Consider the following 23559-nt stretch of genomic DNA (forward strand, 5'->3'; position numbering starts at 1 on the left):
ATGGGACGCGGACCCGTCCCCGCCCGAGCCGCCGCTCCCGTTCGACCGGGGGCTGGACGCCGAGGAGGGACGGGGGCTGGCCCTGGTGTGGGCCTGCGCCGACGTATGGGGCTGGCAGCCGCTGGCCAGGGAGGGCAACCGCGGCAAATACATCTGGTGCGAACTCGGCTCTTCGGGGTCGGCGGCGTGAACGTTTCGTCGCCGCTCGAAAGGGTGAACGTACCGCGATCACCCGACAATCCGGTCCTACTCCAGAAATAGATTGCGCGCATGGTCACATCCACCCACGAGACCTCGCACCGGATCTTCCAGGATCATCCGGAGGTTCTCGCACCCATCTTCGAGGCGTTGGGTCTTCCGCCGCCCGCCAAGGCGGACATCGTGCCGCTGACCCCCGACGCCACGGAGCTGAAGCCGCTGGAGCGCCGTGTGGACACGGTGCTGCGGGTCGAACCGTCGGAGGGGGAGCCCTTTCTCCTCGCCGTCGAGGCCCAGACCCGTAAGGCGCCTGACAAGGGCGTCAACTGGGCGTATTACGTCGCCTACTGTGCGACACGATGTCGCTCGATTTGAGTAAGTGAGGCCGCGTGAAGGGTAGTTGATGCGGCCGAACTTCTGGTCTGTACTCGGACCGGTCCCCGCGCTCACATGCGTCGCTGGTAACGGCGGGGTGTGAAGCTGAACGTTCAAGCCCAAGGGTGCCCTGGCCATCGGGGAACTACAGGTGAGGGGAAGGCTGGACGGACGAACGCAAGTGAACCCCTGATGATGCCTCGTGAACGTAAGGCCGTGCGATGGCATGCGTGCGATGGTCACAGGATCTGGGCGTAGAGAAGCGTCAAGCGAACTCTGGGGAGGTATGCCCAGAGTGCGAGTACCGCTGATCCCGGGGTAAAGGGGGCGTCCACCCCAGCCGTATCTCAGTGGAGTGGAACGTGGAAACCCCGTCGAGGTCCGGGTGAATCCCCGGTAGGCCGACCGCGAGGAAGGCTCAAGTCCCCGGCGGGAACAGGATGATCCAAAAAGCAAATGCCGGCAAGCCGAAAGGTGAGAGGAAAACCGGGCGGGCCTTCACCCGTTTCGGCATAACTCGCCGAATACGGGCCCAGGTGGCTCGACCCGAAAGGGAGCCCACGTGGATCAGGTGAGCCTTTGATGAACCCTGGACAAGACCACTGGAACCGAAGGATAAGTTGGACGCCAATGGCAGACTTCACGGGATCGGCTCCGGCTGGATCTCCTAACGCCTTGGTGAACGGACCGGAGGGCGTACGCTTTCATGACTGGCACAGCATCGACTGGGCCTCGTGCGAGGAGAACGTACGGCGGTTACGGCAGAGGATCTTCAAGGCGACGCGGGAAGAGGACTGGAAGAAGGTCCGAAACCTGCAGAAGCTCATGCTGCGGAATCTTAGTAACACGCTGGTGAGCGTGAAGCGGGTGACGCAGCAGAGCAGCGGCCGCAAGACGGCTGGTATTGACGGGGAGCGAGCCCTCACGCCGAAAGCGAGAGGGAAATTGGCGGCAGAGATCCATCAGTCGTCCAGCCCCTGGAAGGCCAGACCGGTCAGGCGGGTGTTCATCCCGAAGAGCAATGGAAAGCAGCGTCCACTGGGAATCCCGGTCATCCGGGACCGGATCCTTCAGTCCCGCGTGAAGAATGCGCTGGAACCAGAGTGGGAAGCGCGGTTCGAACCAAGGTCGTACGGGTTTCGGCCCGGCCGAAGCTGTCAGGACGCCATCGGAGCGATCTACGTGACCGCGCGGGGGAAGTCCCCCCAGCGGCTGTGGGTCCTGGATGCCGACCTGTCAGCAGCGTTCGATCGCATCGATCACCGTCATCTGATGTCCTCGCTCGGACAGTTCCCCGCCAGGGACCTGATCGAGGGATGGCTGAGGGCAGGCGTGATCGACAGGGGGAGGATCGCACCGACCGACGAGGGAACACCTCAAGGCGGAGTGATCAGCCCCGTACTGCTGAACATCGCCCTGCACGGGATGGAACAGGCCGCGGGGTGCCGGTATGTGCAGCACGTGACCCGTGGGTTGCGTGCCGCGCCGGGCACTCCGGTGCTGGTGAGATACGCCGACGACTTCGTCGTGCTGGGGCACAGCGAAGCCGAAGTGCGTCAGGCCAGGCAGCGGCTGGAGAAATGGCTGGAACCGAGAGGCCTGCGCTTCAACGAGGAGAAGACACAGATCGTGCACCTCGCGAAGGGCTTCGACTTCCTCAGTTTCACCATCCGGCGGATACGCGGCAGCCTGATCATCAAGCCGAGCGCTACGGCCTGCGCGAGGCTCCGGGAACGGATGCGGACGGAAGTGAGGGCTCTGCACGGGGCCAACGTGGAAGCCGTCCTGCACAAGCTCGTCCCGATCGTTCGTGGATGGGCCGCCTACTACCGGGGAGTGGCGTCCAGCGAGACATTCACGTCGCTGGACCACTACATGTGGCGGTTGACCTGGAAATGGGCCAGACGTCGCCATCCGGAGAAGTCGAGGTATTGGGTTGCGGCCCGTTACTTCGGCAGATTCCATCCGTCCAGAGAAGACAGATGGGTGTTTGGCAACCGCGACAGCGGCGCCTTCCTCCCGAGGTTCTCCTGGACGAAAATCATCCGACGGCACATGGTCAAGGAGGCGGCATCACCGGATGATCCCGCTCTCCAGGACTACTGGCGGGAACGCCGACGCAAGAAGGCGGCCCCGCCCATGGACAGAATGAGTCTCGTCCTGGCAGTCAGACAGAAGGGTCTCTGCCCGCTCTGTCGGCAACCGCTCATCGCCGGAGCCGAGTACGAACCGGACAGCCCACGAGAGTGGATCGACTGGTTCGCGGCATCGAAGAAGTTGCTCCATAAGCACCACTTCACCTACCGGCGAAACGGTGGAACGGATGAAAGGAAGAACCTCCGCCTCGTGCACTCCGAATGCCATCGGCAGCATCACGCTGGAGATGGCAAACGGACCGAATGAACTGCAGGCCCACGAAGCCCTGGTGGCTTGCTTGAGCCGGATGCGGTGAAAGTCGCACGTCCGGTTCTGAGGGGGCCGGGACCCAGCAATGGGTCCCGGCTACCCGACTGCGGGCGAAGTTCGACCTGCCGGTGCTGCTCGTGGCCGTGTGCCGCAGCAGGGCCACGGCAAGCTGGGCCGCGGGCCCCTTCGAGTGCAAGGTCGGGCCCTGGTCGAGCCAGGTCACCCGCCCCTTCGTGCTCGGCCCGGACAGTGTTTCGGAGATCACCGACGAAACGCTGGTGGCACAGGAGCCGGCGCTGGCGACGTTCTCCGCGATCGTGCACAGCGAGAGCCGGGGAATCGACGCCATACTGAAACTACTTGCCCGCGGAATGCGCTCGTTCGACGTGGCCACGGCCAAGTACTGGTCGGAAATGCTGGAAGTGGGCTTGGAGAACACTCCGGCCCGAGACAGGTGGAGGGAGCTGGAAAAGATGGTCATTTCTTACTTCCCGGGTCGTGGGACGGTCTTCGAGGAGGCGTACTACGACGGGGAGGCCAAGGGCATGGCCAAGGGCATGGCCAAAGCGGTGTTGCGGGTTCTTGAGAATCGTGGCCTCGCTGTCCCCGACGACGTACGCGCCCGCGTCAGTGACTGCACGGATCTTGCCCAACTCGACGACTGGCTCGACCGGGCCGGAACGGTCGAGCAGGCGGAAGAGCTGTTCGCGGGGATGCCGGACGAGGCACAGGAAGTGCCGAACCCGGAGTGAGTCACCGTTCCGTGGGCTGAAGCACGGCGACGAGCCGGAAGCGCTCCAGTACCGCCGGCGTCGAGTCGTCCACGGTGAAGTCCGGGTCTCCCAGCGCCGCGCGCATCTCCTCGCCGTGCCAGAAGTGCTCGTGGCCCGCACGCCACTCGGCCACGCTCGTGTACCCCTCGCCCTCGTCGACCGCGTGGGCGAGGTCCACCTGGCCGACGGGGACCACGCGTACGTCCGTCACTTCGATGACCGCGACCGGGAGGTCCCCGGAGTCGACGACCACCTCGCGGCTCCCGACCTCCGGCAGCGGTTCGTCCTCGAGCGCGTAGTCGGCGACCAGGCCGGTCGTGGAGGTTTTCGAACCGTCGAGGATCGCCGCGACGAGCTGGTCGCGCAGGGGGCCGGGGAAGGCGAACTCGGCCCTGGGGAGCGAGTCGAGGTCTGTGGGGGTCGGGTTCGCGTCGGGGGCCATGCCGCCACACTACTGGCGTGGTGCAGCCGGTATGCGGGGGCGAGGGCCCGGATTGGACACTTTGTCCCGGCAACACGCCGACCTGAGCGTCGTTTTGGCGGGACGAACTGTCCAATCGTCCCGTGCACACGCGGCGCCGGGCGTCGAGCACGTCAGTCCCCCCGCACGTTCCGCCACGCCCGGGGGATCGCCCCCGCCACGTCATGCGCACCCGCCGGTGCCCCCTCCGACGCGAACCGGCCCGCCAGACCGTGGAGGTACGCCGCCGCGCTCCCCGCGTCCAGCGCCGGCAGACCCGTTGCGAGCAGGGAGCCCGCGAGGCCGGACAGCACGTCTCCGCTTCCGGCCGTGGCCAGCCATGACGTGCCCGTCGCGTTGACCCGGACCGGGCCCCCGTCCGGCGCGGCCACCAGCGTCGTCGAGCCCTTCAGCAGCACCGTCGCCCCGTACCGCGCCGACAGTTCGCGCACCGAGGTCAGCCGCGCGCCCTCGACCTCCTCCCGGCTCACCCCGAGCAGCGCCGCCGCCTCCCCGGCGTGCGGGGTCATCAGCGTCGGTGCCGTGCGCGCCCGTACCGCGTCCGCGTCGGCCAGCCGCAGGCCGTCCGCGTCGATCAGTACCGGCACCTCCGTCGCCAGCACCTCCGCCACCGTCGCCGCGTCGTCACCGGCCCCCGGTCCGACGACCCAGGCCTGTACCCGCCCCGCCCGCTTCGGCCCCTGGTCGGACACCAGCGTCTCCGGGAAGCGGGCGATCACCGCGTCCCCGGCCGGACCGACGTACCGCACCGCCCCGGCCCCGCCCCGCAGCGCGCCCGCGACGGCGAGTACGGCCGCGCCCGGGTAGCGGGCCGACCCGGCGGCGATGCCCACGACTCCGCGCCGGTACTTGTCGCTCTCGGCCGCCGGAACCGGCAGCAGGCGTGCCACGTCCGCGTGCTGCAAGGCCTCCAGTTCGGCCGCCTCGGCCGGCAGGGGCAGGCCGATGTCCACCAGGCGCACCGCACCGGTGTACTCCCGCGCCGGATCGATCAGCAGCCCCGGCTTGTGCGTCCCGAACGTCACTGTCAGGTCGGCCCGCACCACGTCCCCCCGCACCTGCCCGGTGTCCGCGTCGACCCCGCTCGGCAGGTCGACGGCGACGACGGTCGCCCGTGAGCGCGCGGCCGCGTCCGCCAGCGGCACCGCCTCCGCTCGCAGGCCGCCCCTGCCGCCGATCCCGACGACGCCGTCGAGGACCAGATCGGCCCGCGCGATCACCTCCTCCACAGCCGCCCCGGCGACGCGCCCACCCGCCCGCCGCAGCGCCGCCAGGCCTCCGCCGTGCGCCCGCTGGGGCGCGAGCAGCACCGCCGTCACGCCCGCGCCGCGCCGGGCCAGCCGCGCGCCCGCGTACAGGGCGTCGCCGCCGTTGTCCCCGCTGCCGACGAGCAGCACCACCCGGCTGCCGTAGACCCGCCCGGCCACCCGGCCCAGTACCTCCGCGCAGGCGGCGGCAAGACCGGCCGCGGCCCGTTGCATCAGCGCCCCCTCCGGCAGCCGTGCCATCAGCTCCCGTTCGGCGTTCCTGACCGTCTCCACGCTGTACGCAGTCCGCATGCCGTCGAGTCTTCCCCGTACGCCGGGAACACGCACGGCCCGCCCCTGCGGGATGCGGGATGCGGGATGAGGGCCAGCGGTGGGGGACAGTGGTCCCATGAGCGGCGGCGGCAGCGACGACGAGACGGCACAGGTGATGACCTCGCTCGGGGCACGCCTGCGCGCCATCCGGCAGGCCCGCGGGCTCACCCTCGCCCAGCTCACCGCCGCCACCGGCATCTCCGTGAGCACCCTGTCCCGGCTGGAGTCGGGGCAGCGCGAGCCGGGGCTGCGGCACCTGCTGCCGCTGGCCAGGGCCCACCGGCTGCCCCTGGACGAACTCGTCGGTTCGCGGACCGGCGACCCCCGGGTCCATCCCCGCCCCTTCACCCGGCACGGCCAGACCTGGGTCCCGCTCACCCGGAATCCGAACGACGGCCTGCACGCCTACAAGCAGATCCTCCCCGCCCCGGCGACCCCGCGGACCGAGTGGACACCGCGTCCCGAACAGGGGTCGCACGAGGGCCACGAGTGGCTCTACGTCCTCTCCGGCCGGCTGCTCCTCGCCCTGGGCGACCACGACCTCGTCCTGGCGGCCGGCGAGACGGCGGAGTTCGACACCCGCGTCCCGCACGGCATCGCCAACGCCGGGGACCAGCCCGTCGAGTGGCTCGCCCTGTACGGCGCGCAGGGCGAGCGCATGCACATCCGGGTCCGGCCGACCGCCGACCGAACGCCCGACACCCCCACTCCATAACCCGCCGCCGGCACGCCCCCCGGGCAGGCCCTAGCCCTCCGCGATCACCACCGCCGACGCCACCCCCGCGTCATGGCTCAGCGACACGTGCCAGGACGCCACCCCCAGCTCCGCCGCCCGCGCCGCCACCGACCCCGTCACCCGCAGCCGCGGTCGCCCGCTGTCCTCGACGTACACCTCGGCGTCCGTCCACAGCAGGCCCGCGGGCGCGCCCAGCGCCTTGGCCAGCGCCTCCTTCGCCGCGAAACGGGCGGCGAGCGAGGCGACGCCCCGGCGCTCACCGCTCGGCAGCAGCAACTCGCTCTCCAGGAAGAGCCGCCCCGCCAGAGCCGGTGTGCGTTCCAGCGACGCCCCGAACCGCTCGACCTCGGCCACGTCGATCCCGACCCCGATGATGCTCATGCCGGGCACCTTAACGAGTGCCGGGCGACGTCGGGCGGCGTCGGGCGAGGGTGGCCGGGTGCTCTGAGAGACTGGGGGCACGATGAGTGAGAGAGCTGCTCGGCGGGACGCGGACGCGGTACTGCGCGCCCGGGCCGAGATCGACCTGGCCGCCCTGCGGGCCAACGTACGCGCACTGCGCGAACGGGCCCCCGGGGCGGCTCTCATGGCCGTCGTCAAGGCCGACGCCTACGGCCACGGCGCGATCCCCTGCGCCCGCGCCGCCGTCGAGGCGGGCGCGACATGGCTCGGCACCGCCACCCCGCAGGAGGCCCTCGCCCTGCGCGCGGCGGAGGCGGGGCTGCCGGACGACGTACGGATCATGTGCTGGCTGTGGACACCGGGCGGGCCCTGGCGGGAGGCGGTCGAGGCCCGTCTCGACGTGTCCGTCAGCGGGATGTGGGCCCTGGAGGAAGTCACCGGGGCGGCGCGAGCGGCCGGGGTTCCCGCGCGCGTGCAGCTCAAGGCCGACACCGGACTCGGCCGCGGCGGCTGCCAGCCCGGCGAGGACTGGGAGGAGCTGGTCGGGGCCGCCCTGCGGGCCGAGAGGCAGGGGCTGCTTCGCGTCACCGGGCTCTGGTCCCACTTCGCCTGCGCCGACGAGCCCGGCCACCCCTCCATCGCCGCCCAGCTCACCCGCTTCCGGGAGATGACGGCCTACGCCGAGCAGCAGGGCGTACGCCCCGACGTGCGGCACATCGCCAACTCGCCCGCCACCCTCACCCTTCCCGACGCACACTTCGACCTCGTACGCCCCGGCATCGCGATGTACGGCGTCTCGCCCAGCCCCGAGATCGGCATCCCCGCCGACTTCGGGCTGCGCCCCGTGATGACGCTGGCCGCCTCCCTGGCCCTGGTCAAGCAGGTCCCCGGCGGCCACGGCGTCAGTTACGGGCACCACTACACCACCCCGGGCGAAACCACCCTCGGCCTCGTCCCGCTCGGCTACGCCGACGGCATCCCGCGCCACGCCTCCTCCACCGGACCCGTCCTCGTCGACGGCAAGTGGCGCACGGTCGCGGGGCGGATCGCGATGGACCAGTTCGTCGTCGACCTGGGCGGGGACCGGCCGGAGCCGGGCGCCGAGGCGGTGCTGTTCGGGCCGGGCGACCGCGGCGAGCCCACCGCCGAGGACTGGGCACAGGCGGCGGGCACCATCGCGTACGAGATCGTCACCCGGATCGGAAGCCGCGTCCCGCGCGTCTATGTGAACGAGTGACGCGTCCGGCGGTATCCGCACAGTGGCCCGGCGAAGAGGAGCGGTGTACGTGAGCGAGAGCAACGGGGAGGCCGTCGCGGCGGCCGTCGGCGCAGTCGCCGCCGGCGGCTGGCGCCGGGCGACCGGGATCGCCGGGGTCGCGATAGGCGTGGTCGCGGCGGGCGCCGCGGCCGGTGTGGCGATAGAACGGCTCACCGTCGGCCGCGGGATGCGCCAGAAGGCCCGGCTCGCCCTCGACTCGGCGGGACCGTACGGCGGGCTGCGCGGCACGCCCGGCAAGGCGTACGCCGAGGACGGCACCGAGCTGTACTACGAGGTCGACGAGGTCGACGACATCGATGCCGTCGACGGCATCGACCCGGAGGCGGGGTCCGCGCCCACCCGGCGCCGCCGGCGGCTGTTCGGCCGCAAGGCACCCGCCCCCGTGACCGTCGTCTTCAGCCACGGCTACTGCCTCAACCAGGACTCCTGGCACTTCCAGCGGGCGGCCCTCAGGGGCGTCGTGCGCACCGTGTACTGGGACCAGCGCAGCCACGGCAGGTCCGGGCGGGGCGTGTCCCAGGTGCGGGACGACCGGCCGGTCACCATCGAGGATCTGGGCCGCGACCTGAAGGCCGTCATCGACGCCGCCGCGCCCGCCGGACCGATCGTGCTCGTCGGGCACTCCATGGGCGGCATGACCATGATGGCGCTGGCCGACGCCTTCCCCGACCTGATCCGCGAGCGCCTCGTCGGCGTCGCCCTCGTCGGCACGTCCTCCGGGCGGCTCGGCGAGGTCAGCTTCGGACTGCCGGTGGCCGGTGTCAACGCGGTCCGGCGGGTGCTGCCGGGCGTGCTGAAGGCGCTGGGGCAGCGGGCCGAGCTGGTGGAGAAGGGGCGGCGGGCGACGGCCGACCTGTTCGCCGGGATCATCAAGCGGTACTCGTTCGCGTCCCGGGACGTCGACCCGGCCGTGGCCCGGTTCGCCGAGCGGATGATCGAGTCGACGCCGATCGACGTGGTCGCCGAGTTCTACCCGGCCTTCACCGATCACGACAAGACCGAGGCCCTCGCCCACTTCGCCGACCTGCCGGTCCTCGTGCTGGCCGGTGTACGGGACCTGGTGACGCCGAGCGAGCACAGCGAGGCGATCGCCGACATCCTGACGGGCGCCGAGCTGGTACTGGTGCCGGACGCCGGGCACCTGGTCATGCTGGAGCACCCGGAAGTCGTCACCGACCGCCTCGCCGATCTGCTCGCCCGCGCGGGGGCGCTGCCGTCAACCGCTACGGTTGACGGCTGTGACTCCGCCTCTTCCTGAGCGGAACCGGAACCGGAAGCGGCTGCCGGCCTTGCGGCTGCGTGCCGGCCCGAACCGACCCCTTGCGGGGTGCGACAAGTGTCCTACTGCGAGTGAGTGACGATGGAAGAATCCGCAAAGCCGCACACCCCGGCCGAGCCCGCCCGACCTGCCCCTGCCGGACCTGCCCCTGCCGGATCCGCCCCCGGCGTCGACATCACCGTCACCTCCCCCGAGCAGATGCGGGAACTGGGCCGCAGGATCGCCAAGCTGCTGCGCGCGGGTGACCTGGTGATGCTCAGCGGGGAGCTGGGCGCGGGCAAGACCACGCTGACCCGGGGGCTCGGCGAGGGCATGGGCGTGCGGGGCGCCGTCACCTCCCCGACCTTCGTGATCGCCCGCGTGCACCCCTCGCTCGGCGACGGTCCGCCGCTCGTCCACGTGGACGCCTACCGGCTGTCCGGCGGGCTGGACGAGATGGAGGACCTCGACCTCGACGTGTCGCTGTCCGACTCGGTGATCGTGGTCGAGTGGGGCGAGGGCAAGGTCGAGGAGCTGACCGACGACCGGTTGCGGGTCCGGATCGACCGTGCCGTCGGCGACACCACGGACGAGGTGCGGCACGTGACGGTCACCGGCATCGGTGCACGCTGGGCCACGGCCGACGTGAGCGTCCTCGGCGGCTGAGCCGCCTCGTCACGCCCCTCCCGGGGGCGATCCCGGGATGTTCCGACAAGGCGTCGGCAAGATATTGCGTTCGGGGTCTTGCGCGTGGTCACATGGTACCCAGTTCGTAGTTAGGCATGCCTTACTATGCCCGCCCCCGACCTTCAGGAGGCGTCCATGACCCAGCCGCAGCCGCAGACCCATCCCGAGCCCCAGCCGCAGGCCCGCCCGGGGCTCCGGTCGCCCGCGCCCAGCGGGGTGTCCATGCGTGACCTGCTCGCGTCCTGTGCCGCCGCGACGGCGGTCTCGACGCCGCCGCGCGCACCCGCCGAGCCGGAGGCGCGGCGACCCGTCCGGGAGCACCGCGAGGCCGCCTGACGCCAGGCGCGCCACGCGCGCGCGTGCGTGCGTGCGTGCATCAGGGGATGACGACGACCTGCCGACCGATCGTCGCGAACTCCCACGTCGCGTCGCCGTTCGCGCGCGACTCCCGGATGCCGCCGGTGCGCTTGTCCGGATCGGGCTTCGCCGTCGACCCGTCGACCGCGGCGCTGAAACCGATGGCCACGCCCTCGGTGCTGGTGAAGCGCACCACGTGCTCGACCGGGACGCCGTCGGACCCGGTGACCCGGTTGGAGCGGGACGTGACCGTGTAGGTGCCCGGCGCCGGATCGACCGTACTGGGCGTGACCTCGAAGGTGCGCCGCACCTTGTTCCCGGGGCCGACCAGCCACACGCGGTCGTCGTCCACCGAGTACACCACCCGTTCACCCTTTCCGGACCGCGCGGGCAGCGCGTCGGGGTGCCGACGGTCGCGCGGTGCCTTGGAGGCGCCCGGGGCGGGTGTGCTGCCCGCGTGGGTCCGGCGCAGGTCGGCCGGTGCGCTGACGGAGGCCTGGTGGGCGAGGACGCCGACCGTCACGAGGGCCGCCGTGGTCAGGCCGGTGACGATACCGGCGCTGCTACTTGCCACTGGCGACCACCTCGTCGTCGTACGTCGTACTCGTGCGTTCCGCGGTGCGGGGCATGTGTCTACCGACGGCGACGGTAGCAGTACGTGAGCAGGCGAACGCGTTGCGCGACACGGGGTGAGTGGCCCTGGCCGGTCGGGTGTCGCCGGGGTTGTCCACAGGGCGTCCGGCGGGGTCCCGTGGCGCCGTAGGCTGTTTGCGTGCTCTTGCTCGCTCTGGATACCGCCACGCCCGCCGTGACCGTCGCGCTGCACGACGGTACGGACGTCATCGCCTCGTCGAGTCAGGTGGACGCCCGCCGGCACGGCGAGCTGCTGCTGCCCGCCGTCGACCGGGTGCTCACCGGGGCCGGCCTGCGGCTCGACGCGGTCACCGCCGTCGTCGCCGGTACCGGCCCCGGGCCGTACACGGGGCTGCGCGTCGGCCTGATGACCGCGGACGCCTTCGGGCTCGCGCTCGGCGTGCCCGTCCACGGCGTGTGCACGCTGGACGGACTCGCGTTCGCCGCCGACCTGGAAGGCCCCTTCGTGGTGGCGACCGACGCCCGCCGCAGGGAGGTCTACTGGGCGCGGTACGCAGACTCGCGCACCCGTCTCACCGACCCCGCGGTCGACCGCCCCGCCGACATCGCCGAGCAGGTGGCCGGGCTCCCGGCCGTCGGCGCGGGCGCGCTGCTGTACCCGGACACCTTCCCGAAGGTCCACGAGCCCGAACACGTGTCGGCGGCCGCGCTGGCCCGGCTGGCCGCCGAGCGGCTGGCGGCGGGCGAGGAGCTGCCCGCGCCCCGGCCGCTGTACCTGCGCAGGCCCGACGCCCAGGTCCCCAAGAACTACAAGGTGGTCACCCCCAAGTGACCGAAGCCACCGAGCCCGTGACCCCGCCCGCGTCCGTCGCCGTACTGCGCGAGATGCGCTGGTGGGACATCGACCCCGTGCTCCGGATGGAGCGGGAGCTGTTCCCGGAGGACGCCTGGTCGCGGGGGATGTTCTGGTCCGAGCTGGCCCACGCGCGCGGACCGGGGGCGACCCGGCGGTACCTGGTCGCCGAGGAGGACGGCCATGTCGTCGGCTACGCGGGGCTGGTCACCTCCGGGGAGCAGGCCGACGTGCAGACCATCGCCGTCGCCCGCGACCACTGGGGCACCGGTCTCGGGGCGCGGATGCTGACCGAACTGCTGCGGGCGGCGACCGCCTTCGAGTGCACCGAGGTGCTGCTGGAGTGCCGGGTGGACAACACCCGCGCCCAACGGCTGTACGAGCGCTTCGGCTTCGAGCCCATCGGCTTCAGACGCGGCTACTACCAGCCGGGGAACGTGGACGCCCTGGTGATGCGCCTGACCGACCCTTCCACCTCCGTACCGGGAACCGAACGAGGAACCGACAACCATGCCTGACGAACCTCTGGTCCTGGGGATCGAGACCTCCTGCGACGAGACCGGCGTCGGTGTCGTCCGCGGCACCACCCTGCTGGCCGACGCCGTCGCGTCCAGCGTCGACGAGCACGCCCGCTTCGGCGGCGTCGTGCCGGAGGTGGCGAGCCGCGCCCACCTGGAGGCGATGGTCCCCACCATCGAGCGCGCCCTCAAGGAGGCGGGCGTCGGCGCCCGCGACCTCGACGGCATCTCCGTCACCGCGGGTCCCGGCCTCGCCGGCGCCCTGCTGGTCGGCGTCTCGGCGGCCAAGGCGTACGCCTACGCGCTGGGCAAGCCGCTGTACGGCGTCAACCACCTCGCCTCGCACATCTGCGTCGACCAGCTCGAACACGGCGCGCTGCCCGAGCCGACGATGGCCCTGCTGGTCTCCGGCGGCCACTCCTCCCTCCTGCTGTCGACGGACATCACCTCCGACGTCCGCCCGCTGGGCGCCACCATCGACGACGCGGCAGGCGAGGCCTTCGACAAGATCGCCCGCGTGCTGAACCTGGGCTTCCCCGGCGGCCCGGTCATCGATCGGTACGCGCGCGAGGGCGATCCGAACGCGATCGCGTTCCCGCGCGGGCTGACCGGTCCGCGCGACGCGGCGTACGACTTCTCCTTCTCCGGTCTGAAGACGGCCGTGGCCCGCTGGATCGAGGCGAAGCGGGCGGCGGGGGAGGGGGTTCCGGTGCGGGACGTGTCGGCCTCCTTCCAGGAGGCGGTCGTGGACGTGCTGACCCGCAAGGCGGTGCGGGCCTGCAAGGACGAGGGCGTCGACCACCTGATGATCGGCGGCGGCGTGGCCGCCAACTCCCGGCTGCGGGCGCTCGCCCAGGAGCGCTGCGAGGCGGCCGGTATCCGGCTGCGCGTGCCCCGCCCCAAGCTGTGCACGGACAACGGCGCGATGGTGGCCGCGCTCGGCGCCGAGATGGTCGCCCGGAACCGGTCCGCCTCCGACTGGGACCTCTCGGCCGACTCCTCCTTGCCGGTCACGGAACCGCACGTGCCGGGGCACGACCACGACCACGTCCATGAGATCAGCAAGGAGAACCTGTACCCGTGACCGCCGCCCTGATGTGGGAGGCGCGAGCCGTGCCCGGCCGGGGCGAGGAGCTGCTGGCGTGGGCCCGCGCCCAGCCGCTCGCCGGGGTCCCGCTCCGCCGGGAGACGCTGCGCGCCCCGCAGGACCGCGTCCTCGTCGTCACCTGGTGGGACGCCGCCTACGACGCCGAACTCCCGGAACTGCCCGAACCGGACGGGGACCTGGTGATGCGGGCGGTGCACCGGTGGCGGTTCGAGTCGGTCGGGAGCGAGAGCCGGCCGGTCGAATGATTCGGTTCCTGCGCCGAATGTTCCGAGAGGCTTCGGTGCACCGGACCCTTCGTCAGGTGGCCCCATGGGGTTACGATCGCCGCCATGACATCCCCGCAGCCCGCTGAAACCCCGACGCAAAAGCGGTCCGCGCAGACCGCGACCCTCGCCGAGATCGCGCGTGAGGCCGGTGTGTCGGCGCCGACTGTTTCGAAGGTGCTCAACGGCCGCGCCGACGTCGCCCCGGCGACCAGGGCCCGTGTGGAGGACTTGCTGCGCGCCCACGGCTACCGGCGCAGGCGGGCCGAGTCGAGCCGCTCGCCCCTGATCGACCTGGTCTTCCACGAGTTGGAGAGCGCCTGGGCGATGGAGGTCATCCGGGGCGTGGAGAACGTGGCGCGGGACACCGGGCTCAGCGTCGTGCTCTCCGAGAGCGCGGGCCGCCTCACCCCCGGCCGGACCTGGGCCGACCAGGTCGCCGCCCGCCGTCCGCACGGCGTGATCCTGGTCCTGTCCGGCCTCGACGAGTCCCAGCGGGCCCTGCTCACCAGCCGCTCCATCCCGTTCGTGGTGATGGACCCGGCCGGCGACCCCGGCGCCGACGTGCCGTCCATCGGCGCCACCAACTGGCAGGGCGGGCTCGCCGCCACCCGGCACCTGGTCGACCTCGGCCACACCCGCATCGGCGCGATCAGCGGACCCACCCGCATGATGTGCAGCCGCGCCCGCGTCGACGGCTACCGGGCCGCGCTGGAGACGGCCGGGCTGCCGGTCGCCCCGGACCTGATCCTGACCGGCGACTTCCACCACGAGGCCGGCTACCGGCAGGGCCTGGAACTGCTGCGCCGCCCGGACCGGCCGACCGCCGTCTTCGCCGGCAACGACCTCCAGGCGCTCGGGCTGTACGAGGCCGCGCGCGAGCTGGGGCTGCGCATCCCGCAGGACCTGAGCGTGGTCGGGTTCGACGACCTGCCGGTGGCCCGCTGGGTGGGCCCGCCGCTGACGACCGTACGGCAGCCCCTGATGGAGATGGCCGAGGCGGCGGCGCGGCTGGTCCTGGACCTCGGGCGGGGTGAGGGAGCCTCGACGGCGACGCGCGTCGAGCTGGCCACCAGCCTGGAGGTGCGCAGCAGTACGGCGCCGCCCCGAGAGGCACCGTAGGCGAGGGTGGGGGTCACCCCTCCCCGCCCGAAACGTTCGGCAGCCTCCGAAGTCTGAGAATTTCCGCAGAAGCCCGACCCACATGTTCCTGTTTCAATAATTCGGACTTATGTTCTTTCCGGCGGGGCATTCGCGTGGGGACGCGAACGGGACGGCACAGGCGGGGGCAGACGCATGGCGGCGCGGGACGGGCAGGGGGAGCAGGACGGGCAGGGGGAGCGGAGCGGCCGTTCGAAAGGGCTGAAAGTGGCCGCGCTGGCCCTGACCGGCGCCCTGCTGCTCGGCGCCGGGGCGGCGGGCTGGGCCTACTGGCACCTCAACGGCAACATCAAGAGCGTCGACATCAACAGCGCGCTCGGCGACGACCGCCCCGCACGACCGGTCACCGTCCCCTCCGCCTCGCCCTCCGCGTCCCCGGTGCCCACCGGCGCCCTGAACCTCCTCGTCCTCGGCTCGGACTCGCGCAGCGGCGAGGAGAACCAGGAACTCGGCGGCGGCGACAGCGGGGGCGCCCGCTCGGACACGGCGATGGTCGTCCACCTCGACGCGGGCCGCACCGCCGCCACCGTCGTCAGCATCCCGCGCGACACCCTCGTCGACCGGCCCTCCTGCCCGCTGCCGTCCGGCGGCACGACCCGGGAGGCGAGCGGTGCGATGTTCAACACCGCCTACGAGCTGGGCGGTCCGGTCTGCGCGGTCAAGACCGTCGAGTCGCTCACCGGCGTCCGCATGGACCACTACATCGAGATCGACTTCTCCGGCTTCGCCGACCTGGTCGACGCGCTCGGCGGGGTCACCGTCACCACGGACGTCGACATCGACGACGACAAGAGCCACCTGCACCTGGACGCGGGCACCCACCACCTCGACGGCACCCAGGCCCTCGGCCTGGCCCGCACCCGCTACGGACTTCAGGGCGGCAGCGACCTCGCCCGGATAGAGCTCCAGCACAAGCTCGTCAAGGCGCTGCTTGAGCAGATCTCCGCCACCGACCTGCTCACCGACCCCGCCCGGCTGTACCAGGTCGCCGACGCGCTCACCGGCAGCCTCACCACCGACACCGGCCTGGACTCGCTGGGTGAGCTGACGGGCCTGGGCCGCAGCCTCGGGGACCTCGCGGCGGACGACGTACGCACGCTGACGATGCCGGTGCTGCCCGCGCCCTCCGATCCCAACCGGGTGGTGGCGGACCAGCCGGACGCCGGTGACCTGTGGAAATCGCTGCGCTGAGAAGTTCTCCGGCAATTCTCGCGGCGGTGTCGATTCGCGGCCGGTCCGTTCGACGCAGGGGTGAGAGGCCCGGGAGCAGCCCGGCCACCGAACCATCCCGAGGAGTCACCATGCCCCGCTACCTTTCCCTGATCCGCATCGAGGAGTCCGACGCCCTCTCCGGCGGCCCCAGCCCCGAGCTGATCCAGCGGATGGAGAAGCTGATGGAGGAGATGACGAAGGCCGGCGTCCTGCTCGACACGGCCGGGCTGACCCCGACCGCCCAGGGCACCCGCGTCCACTACGAGGGCGGGCAGTTGTCCGTCACCGACGGGCCCTTCACCGAGTCCAAGGAGGTCATCGGCGGCTACTCCCTCCTCCAGGCCAAGGACAAGGCCGAGGCGGTGGAGTGGACCAAGCGCTTCCTGAAGGTGCACGAGGAGTACTGGACGGTGACCTGCGAGGTGCGGGAGCTGATGGAGGGCTGAGCCGACGGAGGACGGTCCGGGGGAGGACGGGCCGAGTCCCGCTTTGCCCCGGCTGCCCGAGGGTGTTGCATGGTGGGCTGTGAAGCCGCAGCCCACCGAGGCCCTCGAAACCGTCTTCCGGCTGGAGTCGCCCCGCGTCATCGCCGCCGTCGCCCGGCTCGTCCGCGACGTCGGTATCGCGGAGGAACTCACCCAGGACGCCCTGGTCGCCGCGCTCCAGCAGTGGCCCCGGGACGGCGTGCCCGACAACCCGGGCGCCTGGCTCATGGCCGCCGCCCGGCGCCGCGCCGTCGACCTGATCCGGCGCCGGGAGAACTACGCCCGCAAGCTCGCGGAGATCGGCCGGGACCTGCCCGCCTCGACGGCGCCGCCCGAGGAGCCCGCCGACCCCGAGGACATCGACGACGACCTGCTGCGGCTGGTCTTCACCGCCTGCCACCCGGTGCTGTCCGCCGAGGCCCGCATCGCCCTCACCCTGCGGCTGCTCGGCGGCCTGACCACGCCCGAGATCGCCCGCGCCTTCCTCGTGCCCGAGCCGACGGTCGCCCAGCGCATCGTGCGCGCCAAACGGACCCTTGCCGCCAAGAACGTCGCCTTTGAAGTGCCCTACGGCCCGGACCGCGCGGCCCGCCTCGGCTCGGTCCTGGAGGTCATCTACCTGATCTTCAACGAGGGCTACGCGGCGACCGCCGGCGACGACTGGCTCCGCCCCGGCCTGTGCGAGGACGCCCTGCGCCTGGCCCGCGTGCTCGGCGCGCTGATGCCCAAGGAACCCGAGGTCCACGGTCTGACTGCCCTGCTGGAGTTCCAGGCCTCCCGCACCGCCGCCCGCACCGGTCCTGGCGGCGAGCCGGTCCTCCTGCGGGACCAGAACCGCCGCCGCTGGAACCGCATGCTCATCGCCCGCGGCATCACCGCCCTGGATCACGCCCACGCCGTCACCGGCTCCGGCGCCCCGGGCCCGTACGTCCTCCAGGCCGCGATCGGCGCCTGCCATGCGACGGCGTACACCTACGACGAGACCGACTGGCCGCGCATCGCCACGCTCTACGGCCTGCTCGCGGCCCGAGCCCCGTCCCCGGTCGTCGAACTCAACCGCGTCGTCGCCGTGTCGATGGCCGACGGCCCGGCCCCCGCACTGGCCCTCGTCGACGCCCTCGCCGCCGAACCCGCCCTGCGCGACTACCACCTGCTCCCCAGCGTCCGCGGCGACCTCCTGCAACGCCTGGGCCGCACGGCGGAGGCGCGCACGGAGTTCGAAAGGGCCGCGTCCCTGGCCCGCAACGAACGCGAACGCACCCTCCTGACGCGCCGCGCGGAGGAGGCGGCCCGCTAGCGCGCCGGGTGCCCGATCAGCATGGCCGGTGCCCCCACGACCCGGGTCAGGAACACGGTCGCCGAGTTCGGCCCCTGCGGCCTGACCTTCTTGCGCAGCTCCTCCGGTTCGACCGCCGAGCCGCGCTTCTTCACGGTCAGCGTGCCGACCCGGCGCTCCCGCAGCAGCGCCTTCAGCTTCTTCACGTTGAAGGGCATCCGGTCGGTGATCTCGTACGCCGTGGCGTACGGCGTCGGCAGCAGTGCGTCGGCGGTGACGTACGCGATGGTCGCGTCGAGCAGCCCGCCGCCGACCTGTTCGGCGACCTCGGCGACCAGATGGGCGCGGATGACGGCACCGTCCGGCTCGTACAGGTACCGGCCGGGTGTGCGGACGTCCGGGTCGGGCAGGCCGGCGCCGGGCAGGGTGCGCGGCCCCGGCAGCAGCGTGGCCCGCACCGCCCCCGCCGTCGCGCCGGTGCCGAACCACAGCACGGCCTCCTTCACGTCCCCGCCGTCGGAGATCCACTCGGCCTCGGCGTCCTCGGGCACCGCCTCGTGCGGAATGCCGGGCGCGACCTTCAGCGCGGCGGCGCGGGACGCCGTACGGGCCGCCTGGACGGCCCAGGACAGCGGCGGCGAGTACGCCTCGGGGTCGAAGATCCTCCCCCGCCCACCCCGCCGCGCCGGGTCGACGAACACGGCGTCGTACCCGCCCGTGGCCACCTCCGTGACATCCGCCTCGCGCACCTCGATCAGGTCATCCAGCCCCAGCGCCGCCGTGTTGGCACGGGCCGCGGCCGCGGTGGCCGGATCGCGGTCGACGGCCAGGACCCGGATCCCGGCGCGGGCCAGCGCGATCGCGTCGCCCCCGATCCCGCAGCACAGGTCGGCGACGGAGGTCACGCCCAGGGCCGTAAACCGCCGGGCCCGGTACGCCGCCACACTCGCCCGCGTCGACTGCTCGACCCCGTTGGGCGTGAAGAACATCCGCCCGGCGTCCTCGGCCCCGAACTTCGCCACCGCCCGCTGCCGCAGCCGCGCCTGCCCGAGCGCCGCCGACACCAACTCGGCGGGATGCGTGCGCCGCAGCCGGGTGGCGACCGTCAACTCCTGCGCGGGGTCGGTGTCGCGCACCTCGTCGAGGAGGGCGCGGCCTTCGGGGGTGAGCAGGGTACGGAGGGCGTCTAGGTCGTTCACCGGGCCATTGTGGGCCAGTCGGTGGATCGTGTGCCTCCGGCGCGGTGTCGGGCGCGGTTCGGCGGCGGGGGACTGCGAGGATCCCGCTCCATGCGAGCAGTCGTACAAAATGACAAAAGTCGGGCGTCGGGGATGCTCCGGAAGCCGTCTCCCCCCGGACGCCGACGCCGGATGCGCGGCGCCCAAGCCACCACAACCACAACCCCCACCACCGCCACAACCCCCACCGCCACCGCGTCCGCCGTCCTGGTCCTCACCCTCGCCGCCCTCGCCTCCGGTTGTGCGCAGGACGACGGCCACGGCGTACGGGGCGCCGCCGGTCAGCAGCCCGCGCAGGCGCCCCCGGCCCGCGCGCTCGACGGCGCGGCCAAGGCGCGCGAGGCCCGGGCCGCCCTGGCTGCCGCCGCCAAGCGGTGGGACCTCAAGAAGGTGCCGCTGGCGGCCCCCGCGCCCCCCGTGAAGAAGCCGGAGATCAAGGCCCGCGAGGGCTTCGAGGTGGACGGTCAGGAGACGGAGAACCTCCCGCCGGTCTTCACCACCGTCCCCACCAAGGAGAAGATCGTCTTCCTCACCATCGACGACGGCTCCGAGAAGGACCCGGCGTTCCTGAAGATGATGAGCGAGCTGAAGATCCCGTACACCGTCTTCCTCACCGACGAGGAGATCAAGGACGACTACGGCTACTTCAAGAAGATGCAGGCCCAGGGCGTCACCCTCAACAACCACACCCTGAGCCACCCCTACCTCCCCGCGCTCTCCTACGAGGAGCAGAAGCGGGAGATCTGCGGCATGCAGGACGTGATGGAGAAGCACTACGGCAAGCGCCCCGTCCTCTTCCGCCCGCCCTTCGGCAACTACAACCACGACACCCTGCGCGCCGCGAAGTCCTGCGGCATCAAGTACGCCCCGATCTGGAGCGAGGAGGTGTACGTCGACCACTGGGAGTACCGCGAGTGGGACCAGGACCTGCACCCCGGCGACATCGTCCTCACCCACTTCCGGGGCAAGGGCGACTGGGACGGCACGATGACCGACATGGTCCGCCGCTTCCTGGACCGGATCACCGCCGACGGGTACGCGGTGGCCCGGCTGGAGGACTACCTGTGAGCCGAGGGCGGTTCCGGCCGGCCGGGGCCGCCCTCGCCGCCCTCCTGCTCGCCGGCTGCGCCCAGCTCACCGCCCCCGCCGAACACCCCGCGGCCGGAGAACCCGCCCGGGGAGTTGGCCATGACAGCGATCAGGGCGGGGATCAGGACAGCGACGAGGGCCGGAACCTGCCGCCCGTCGTGGACCACGTCCGCACCACCGACCCGGTCGTCTTCCTCACCTACGACGACAGCGCCGAGCGCGACCCCCGCTTCGCCGGCCTGATCCGCGAACGGCGGCTCCCGGTCACCCTGTTCCTCACCGACACCGTCGCGGGGCCGGCCTACGGCGACTTCGCCCGGCTGCGCTCGGTCGGCGCGAGCCTGCAGAACCACACCCTCGACCACCGCTCCCTGCGCGGCCTGCCCTACGCCGGCCAGCGGGCCGAGATCTGCGGCCAGCAGACCAAACTCAAGTCCCGCTTCGGCGTCCGCCCCCACCTCTTCCGCCCGCCCCACGGCACGTACGACACCACGACCCTGCGCGCCGCCGCCGACTGCGGCATCACGGCCGTCGTCCTGTGGCGGGCCACCCTCGACGCCGACGGCGCCCTCACCTACACCCGGGGCGACGACCGCCTCCACCCCGGCGACATCGTGGCCGTCGACCCCGACCATCCGACGGGCGCGGGCCTGACCGCCCGCACGGAGCGTCTGCTGAAGACGATCGAGGAGCAGGGACTGAGGGTGGGCAAGCTGGAAAACTACGTGTAGTCACCAGCCCGTCCGGCCCCTCTCCTCTCGACGCAGGCCGGTATTTCCAGCCCGTCCGGCGCTTGAGGACGAGGCCGTCCAGGCCGAAAGCGGGGGTCTGGGGGCGGCAGCCCCCAGCGACGCCCACACCCACGCAGGGTGCGACACACACCGGCGTTCACCCGAAATCACCCCCGACGCGCCGCCGGCATTGGCACTCCGCTTGACCGAGTGCTAATCGCGGTCATAGTGTCGACCCTGGCACTCCCCACTGGAGAGTGCCAACTACGCGACGGGCAGGTCCGGCACCCGCGACGACGGATCCACCTGGTCGCCACCTCAGACAGTTAACCCCGTGAGATCTCCGAAGGGGGAGGTCGGATCGTGACGACCACCAGCTCCAAGGTTGCCATCAAGCCGCTCGAGGACCGCATTGTGGTCCAGCCGCTCGACGCCGAGCAGACCACGGCTTCGGGCCTGGTCATTCCGGACACCGCCAAGGAGAAGCCCCAGGAGGGCGTCGTCCTGGCCGTTGGCCCGGGCCGCTTCGAGGACGGTAACCGTCTTCCGCTCGACGTCAGCGTTGGCGACGTCGTGCTCTACAGCAAGTACGGCGGCACCGAGGTGAAGTACAACGGCGAGGAGTACCTCGTCCTCTCGGCCCGCGACGTGCTCGCGATCGTCGAGAAGTAGTCGAGAAGTAGAGGCAACGCTTCACTTCACCGAAGCACCCTGCTTTCTAGCTGCGCCCCTGGCTCCCGCGACCATAAAGCCGGGCGTCGGGGGCGCAGTGCCGTATAACCCCAAGATTTCCGGAAGAGGGCTCACGCTGCCATGGCGAAGATCCTGAAGTTCGACGAGGACGCCCGTCGCGCTCTCGAGCGCGGCGTCAACAAGCTTGCCGACACCGTGAAGGTGACGATCGGCCCCAAGGGCCGCAACGTCGTCATCGACAAGAAGTTCGGCGCCCCCACCATCACCAACGACGGCGTGACCATCGCCCGCGAGGTCGAGGTCGAGGACCCGTACGAGAACCTCGGCGCCCAGCTCGTGAAGGAGGTGGCGACCAAGACCAACGACATCGCGGGTGACGGCACCACCACCGCCACCGTGCTCGCCCAGGCGCTCGTCCGCGAGGGCCTGAGGAACGTCGCCGCGGGTGCCTCCCCGGCGCTGCTGAAGAAGGGCATCGACGCGGCCGTGGCGGCCGTGTCCGGGGACCTCCTCGCGACCGCCCGCCCGATCGACGAGAAGTCCGACATCGCCGCCGTCGCCGGTCTGTCCGCCCAGGACCAGCAGGTCGGCGAGCTGATCGCCGAGGCGATGGACAAGGTCGGCAAGGACGGTGTCATCACCGTCGAGGAGTCCAACACCTTCGGTCTCGAGCTGGACTTCACCGAGGGCATGGCCTTCGACAAGGGCTACCTGTCGCCGTACTTCGTGACGGACCAGGAGCGCATGGAAGCCGTCCTGGACGACCCGTACATCCTGATCAACCAGGGCAAGATCTCCTCCATCGCGGACATGCTGCCGCTGCTGGAGAAGGTCATCCAGGCCAACGCCTCCAAGCCGCTGCTGATCATCGCCGAGGACCTGGAGGGCGAGGCGCTCTCCACCCTCGTCGTCAACAAGATCCGCGGCACCTTCAACGCGGTGGCCGTCAAGGCCCCCGGGTTCGGCGACCGCCGCAAGGCGATGCTCCAGGACATGGCCGTCCTCACCGGTGCCACGGTCATCTCCGAGGAGGTCGGCCTCAAGCTCGACCAGGTCGGTCTCGAGGTGCTCGGCACCGCCCGCCGCATCACCGTCACCAAGGACGACACCACCATCGTCGACGGTGCCGGCAAGCGCGACGAGGTCCAGGGCCGCATCGCCCAGATCAAGGCCGAGATCGAGTCCACGGACTCCGACTGGGACCGCGAGAAGCTCCAGGAGCGCCTCGCGAAGCTGGCCGGCGGCGTGTGCGTGATCAAGGTCGGCGCCGCCACCGAGGTGGAGCTGAAGGAGCGCAAGCACCGTCTGGAGGACGCCATCTCCGCGACCCGCGCCGCGGTCGAGGAGGGCATCGTCTCCGGTGGTGGCTCCGCGCTGGTCCACGCCGTCAAGGTCCTCGAGGGCAACCTCGGCAAGTCCGGCGACGAGGCCACCGGTGTCGCGGTCGTCCGCCGCGCCGCCGTCGAGCCGCTGCGCTGGATCGCCGAGAACGCCGGCCTGGAGGGTTACGTCATCACCTCCAAGGTCGCCGAGCTCGACAAGGGCCAGGGCTTCAACGCCGCCACCGGCGAGTACGGCGACCTGGTCAAGGCCGGCGTCATCGACCCGGTGAAGGTCACCCGCTCCGCCCTGGAGAACGCCGCCTCCATCGCCTCCCTCCTCCTGACGACCGAGACCCTGGTCGTCGAGAAGAAGGAAGAGGAAGAGCCGGCCGCAGGCGGCGGCCACGGCCACTCGCACTGAGCTCTGAGCTCTGAGCTCTGAGCTCTGAGCTCTGAGCTCTGAGCGCGCAACGCTGAACGCTGA

At 71.5% G+C, this 23559-nt stretch carries 25 protein-coding genes and 1 pseudogene; 21 read left to right on the forward strand and 5 right to left on the reverse strand.

The genetic code is table 11. The features are described from left to right. The 4 genes and pseudogenes from KUM40_RS41400 to KUM40_RS18175 all read left to right on the forward strand — a co-directional run. Positions 1-190: pseudogene (locus tag KUM40_RS41400) on the forward strand (ATP-binding protein); the annotation flags it as partial. Between the two features lie 80 nt (positions 191-270). Next, entirely contained in the window at positions 271-573 is a 303-nt protein-coding gene (locus tag KUM40_RS18165; protein ID WP_217167031.1) for a hypothetical protein, read from the forward strand. A gap of 630 nt (positions 574-1203) precedes the next feature. Then, complete coding sequence (ltrA, locus tag KUM40_RS18170; RefSeq protein WP_217167032.1) at positions 1204-2976, forward strand: group II intron reverse transcriptase/maturase; 1773 nt, start codon at positions 1204-1206, stop codon at positions 2974-2976. Between the two features lie 236 nt (positions 2977-3212). Further along, complete coding sequence (locus KUM40_RS18175; protein ID WP_217167033.1) at positions 3213-3731, forward strand: hypothetical protein; 519 nt, start codon at positions 3213-3215, stop codon at positions 3729-3731. 1 nt (position 3732) lies between these two features. Here the strand turns inward: KUM40_RS18175 and KUM40_RS18180 are convergent, their stop codons facing one another. Together KUM40_RS18180 and KUM40_RS18185 are read right to left on the reverse strand one after the other, a co-directional pair. Continuing rightward, positions 3733-4194, reverse strand: coding sequence for an ASCH domain-containing protein (locus KUM40_RS18180; protein WP_217167034.1), 462 nt, complete (start codon positions 4192-4194; stop codon positions 3733-3735). A gap of 152 nt (positions 4195-4346) precedes the next feature. Further along, a complete protein-coding gene (locus KUM40_RS18185; protein ID WP_217167035.1) occupies positions 4347-5792 on the reverse strand; it encodes an NAD(P)H-hydrate dehydratase in 1446 nt (481 codons plus the stop codon). A gap of 97 nt (positions 5793-5889) precedes the next feature. On the opposite strand from KUM40_RS18185, the gene KUM40_RS18190 reads away from it, so the two are divergent. Beyond that, the gene (locus tag KUM40_RS18190) at positions 5890-6528 is read left to right on the forward strand and encodes a helix-turn-helix domain-containing protein (RefSeq protein WP_217167036.1); all 639 of its coding nucleotides are present in this window, start codon (positions 5890-5892) and stop codon (positions 6526-6528) included. A 30-nt stretch (positions 6529-6558) separates the two neighbouring features. Here the strand turns inward: KUM40_RS18190 and KUM40_RS18195 are convergent, their stop codons facing one another. Then, positions 6559-6930 (reverse strand): holo-ACP synthase, encoded by a 372-nt coding sequence (locus KUM40_RS18195; protein WP_217167037.1) that lies wholly within the window; start codon positions 6928-6930, stop codon positions 6559-6561. A gap of 82 nt (positions 6931-7012) precedes the next feature. On the opposite strand from KUM40_RS18195, the gene alr reads away from it, so the two are divergent. The 4 genes from alr (at position 7013) to KUM40_RS18215 (ending at position 10511) form a co-directional block, all read left to right on the forward strand. Then, positions 7013-8188, forward strand: a complete 1176-nt coding sequence (gene alr, locus KUM40_RS18200) for an alanine racemase (RefSeq protein WP_217167038.1) — start codon at positions 7013-7015, stop codon at positions 8186-8188. A gap of 49 nt (positions 8189-8237) precedes the next feature. Further along, complete coding sequence (locus KUM40_RS18205; RefSeq protein WP_217167039.1) at positions 8238-9488, forward strand: alpha/beta fold hydrolase; 1251 nt, start codon at positions 8238-8240, stop codon at positions 9486-9488. Positions 9489-9590: 102 nt separating this feature from the next. Further along, positions 9591-10154 (forward strand): tRNA (adenosine(37)-N6)-threonylcarbamoyltransferase complex ATPase subunit type 1 TsaE, encoded by a 564-nt coding sequence (tsaE, locus tag KUM40_RS18210; RefSeq protein ID WP_302180874.1) that lies wholly within the window; start codon positions 9591-9593, stop codon positions 10152-10154. Between the two features lie 156 nt (positions 10155-10310). Beyond that, positions 10311-10511 (forward strand): hypothetical protein, encoded by a 201-nt coding sequence (locus KUM40_RS18215; RefSeq protein WP_217167040.1) that lies wholly within the window; start codon positions 10311-10313, stop codon positions 10509-10511. Between the two features lie 40 nt (positions 10512-10551). Here KUM40_RS18215 and KUM40_RS18220 read toward each other — a convergent pair whose 3' ends face one another. Further along, a complete protein-coding gene (locus KUM40_RS18220) occupies positions 10552-11106 on the reverse strand; it encodes a hypothetical protein (RefSeq protein ID WP_217167041.1) in 555 nt (184 codons plus the stop codon). Positions 11107-11304: 198 nt separating this feature from the next. On the opposite strand from KUM40_RS18220, the gene tsaB reads away from it, so the two are divergent. The 8 genes from tsaB (at position 11305) to KUM40_RS18260 (ending at position 18023) form a co-directional block, all read left to right on the forward strand. After that, the gene (gene tsaB / locus KUM40_RS18225) at positions 11305-11958 is read left to right on the forward strand and encodes a tRNA (adenosine(37)-N6)-threonylcarbamoyltransferase complex dimerization subunit type 1 TsaB (protein WP_217167042.1); all 654 of its coding nucleotides are present in this window, start codon (positions 11305-11307) and stop codon (positions 11956-11958) included. Between the two features lie 53 nt (positions 11959-12011). Beyond that, complete coding sequence (rimI, locus tag KUM40_RS18230) at positions 12012-12497, forward strand: ribosomal protein S18-alanine N-acetyltransferase (protein ID WP_217167076.1); 486 nt, start codon at positions 12012-12014, stop codon at positions 12495-12497. Further along, entirely contained in the window at positions 12490-13581 is a 1092-nt protein-coding gene (gene tsaD / locus KUM40_RS18235; protein WP_217167043.1) for a tRNA (adenosine(37)-N6)-threonylcarbamoyltransferase complex transferase subunit TsaD, read from the forward strand. The genes rimI and tsaD overlap by 8 nt, the downstream gene beginning before the upstream one ends. Continuing rightward, the gene (locus KUM40_RS18240) at positions 13578-13850 is read left to right on the forward strand and encodes a hypothetical protein (protein ID WP_217167044.1); all 273 of its coding nucleotides are present in this window, start codon (positions 13578-13580) and stop codon (positions 13848-13850) included. The genes tsaD and KUM40_RS18240 overlap by 4 nt, the downstream gene beginning before the upstream one ends. Before the next feature lie 84 nt (positions 13851-13934). After that, a complete protein-coding gene (locus tag KUM40_RS18245) occupies positions 13935-14990 on the forward strand; it encodes a LacI family DNA-binding transcriptional regulator (RefSeq protein WP_217167045.1) in 1056 nt (351 codons plus the stop codon). 174 nt (positions 14991-15164) lie between these two features. Further along, the gene (locus tag KUM40_RS18250; protein ID WP_217167046.1) at positions 15165-16220 is read left to right on the forward strand and encodes an LCP family protein; all 1056 of its coding nucleotides are present in this window, start codon (positions 15165-15167) and stop codon (positions 16218-16220) included. Between the two features lie 110 nt (positions 16221-16330). Then, positions 16331-16687: a YciI family protein gene (locus KUM40_RS18255; protein WP_217167047.1), complete on the forward strand. Its 357-nt coding sequence runs from the start codon at positions 16331-16333 to the stop codon at positions 16685-16687. A gap of 79 nt (positions 16688-16766) precedes the next feature. Continuing rightward, on the forward strand, positions 16767-18023 hold the full coding sequence (locus KUM40_RS18260) for an RNA polymerase sigma factor (protein WP_217167048.1): 1257 nt from the start codon (positions 16767-16769) through the stop codon (positions 18021-18023). Here KUM40_RS18260 and KUM40_RS18265 read toward each other — a convergent pair. Next, entirely contained in the window at positions 18020-19309 is a 1290-nt protein-coding gene (locus KUM40_RS18265; RefSeq protein WP_217167049.1) for a methyltransferase domain-containing protein, read from the reverse strand. The two genes, KUM40_RS18260 and KUM40_RS18265, sit on opposite strands and share 4 nt — an antisense overlap. On the opposite strand from KUM40_RS18265, the gene KUM40_RS18270 reads away from it, so the two are divergent. The 4 genes from KUM40_RS18270 (at position 19292) to groL (ending at position 23496) form a co-directional block, all read left to right on the forward strand. Next, positions 19292-20308 (forward strand): polysaccharide deacetylase family protein, encoded by a 1017-nt coding sequence (locus KUM40_RS18270; protein WP_217167050.1) that lies wholly within the window; start codon positions 19292-19294, stop codon positions 20306-20308. The two genes, KUM40_RS18265 and KUM40_RS18270, sit on opposite strands and share 18 nt — an antisense overlap. Then, the gene (locus tag KUM40_RS18275; protein ID WP_217167051.1) at positions 20305-21060 is read left to right on the forward strand and encodes a polysaccharide deacetylase family protein; all 756 of its coding nucleotides are present in this window, start codon (positions 20305-20307) and stop codon (positions 21058-21060) included. Before KUM40_RS18270 ends, KUM40_RS18275 begins: the two co-directional genes overlap by 4 nt. A 363-nt stretch (positions 21061-21423) precedes the next feature. Then, positions 21424-21732, forward strand: a complete 309-nt coding sequence (groES, locus tag KUM40_RS18280; protein WP_003974211.1) for a co-chaperone GroES — start codon at positions 21424-21426, stop codon at positions 21730-21732. Positions 21733-21873: 141 nt separating this feature from the next. Continuing rightward, entirely contained in the window at positions 21874-23496 is a 1623-nt protein-coding gene (gene groL / locus KUM40_RS18285) for a chaperonin GroEL (protein ID WP_217167052.1), read from the forward strand. Positions 23497-23559: the final 63 nt, after the last annotated feature.

Origin of the sequence: Streptomyces sp. AC512_CC834, assembly GCF_019049325.1 — a bacterium.
Taxonomy (GTDB): domain Bacteria; phylum Actinomycetota; class Actinomycetes; order Streptomycetales; family Streptomycetaceae; genus Streptomyces.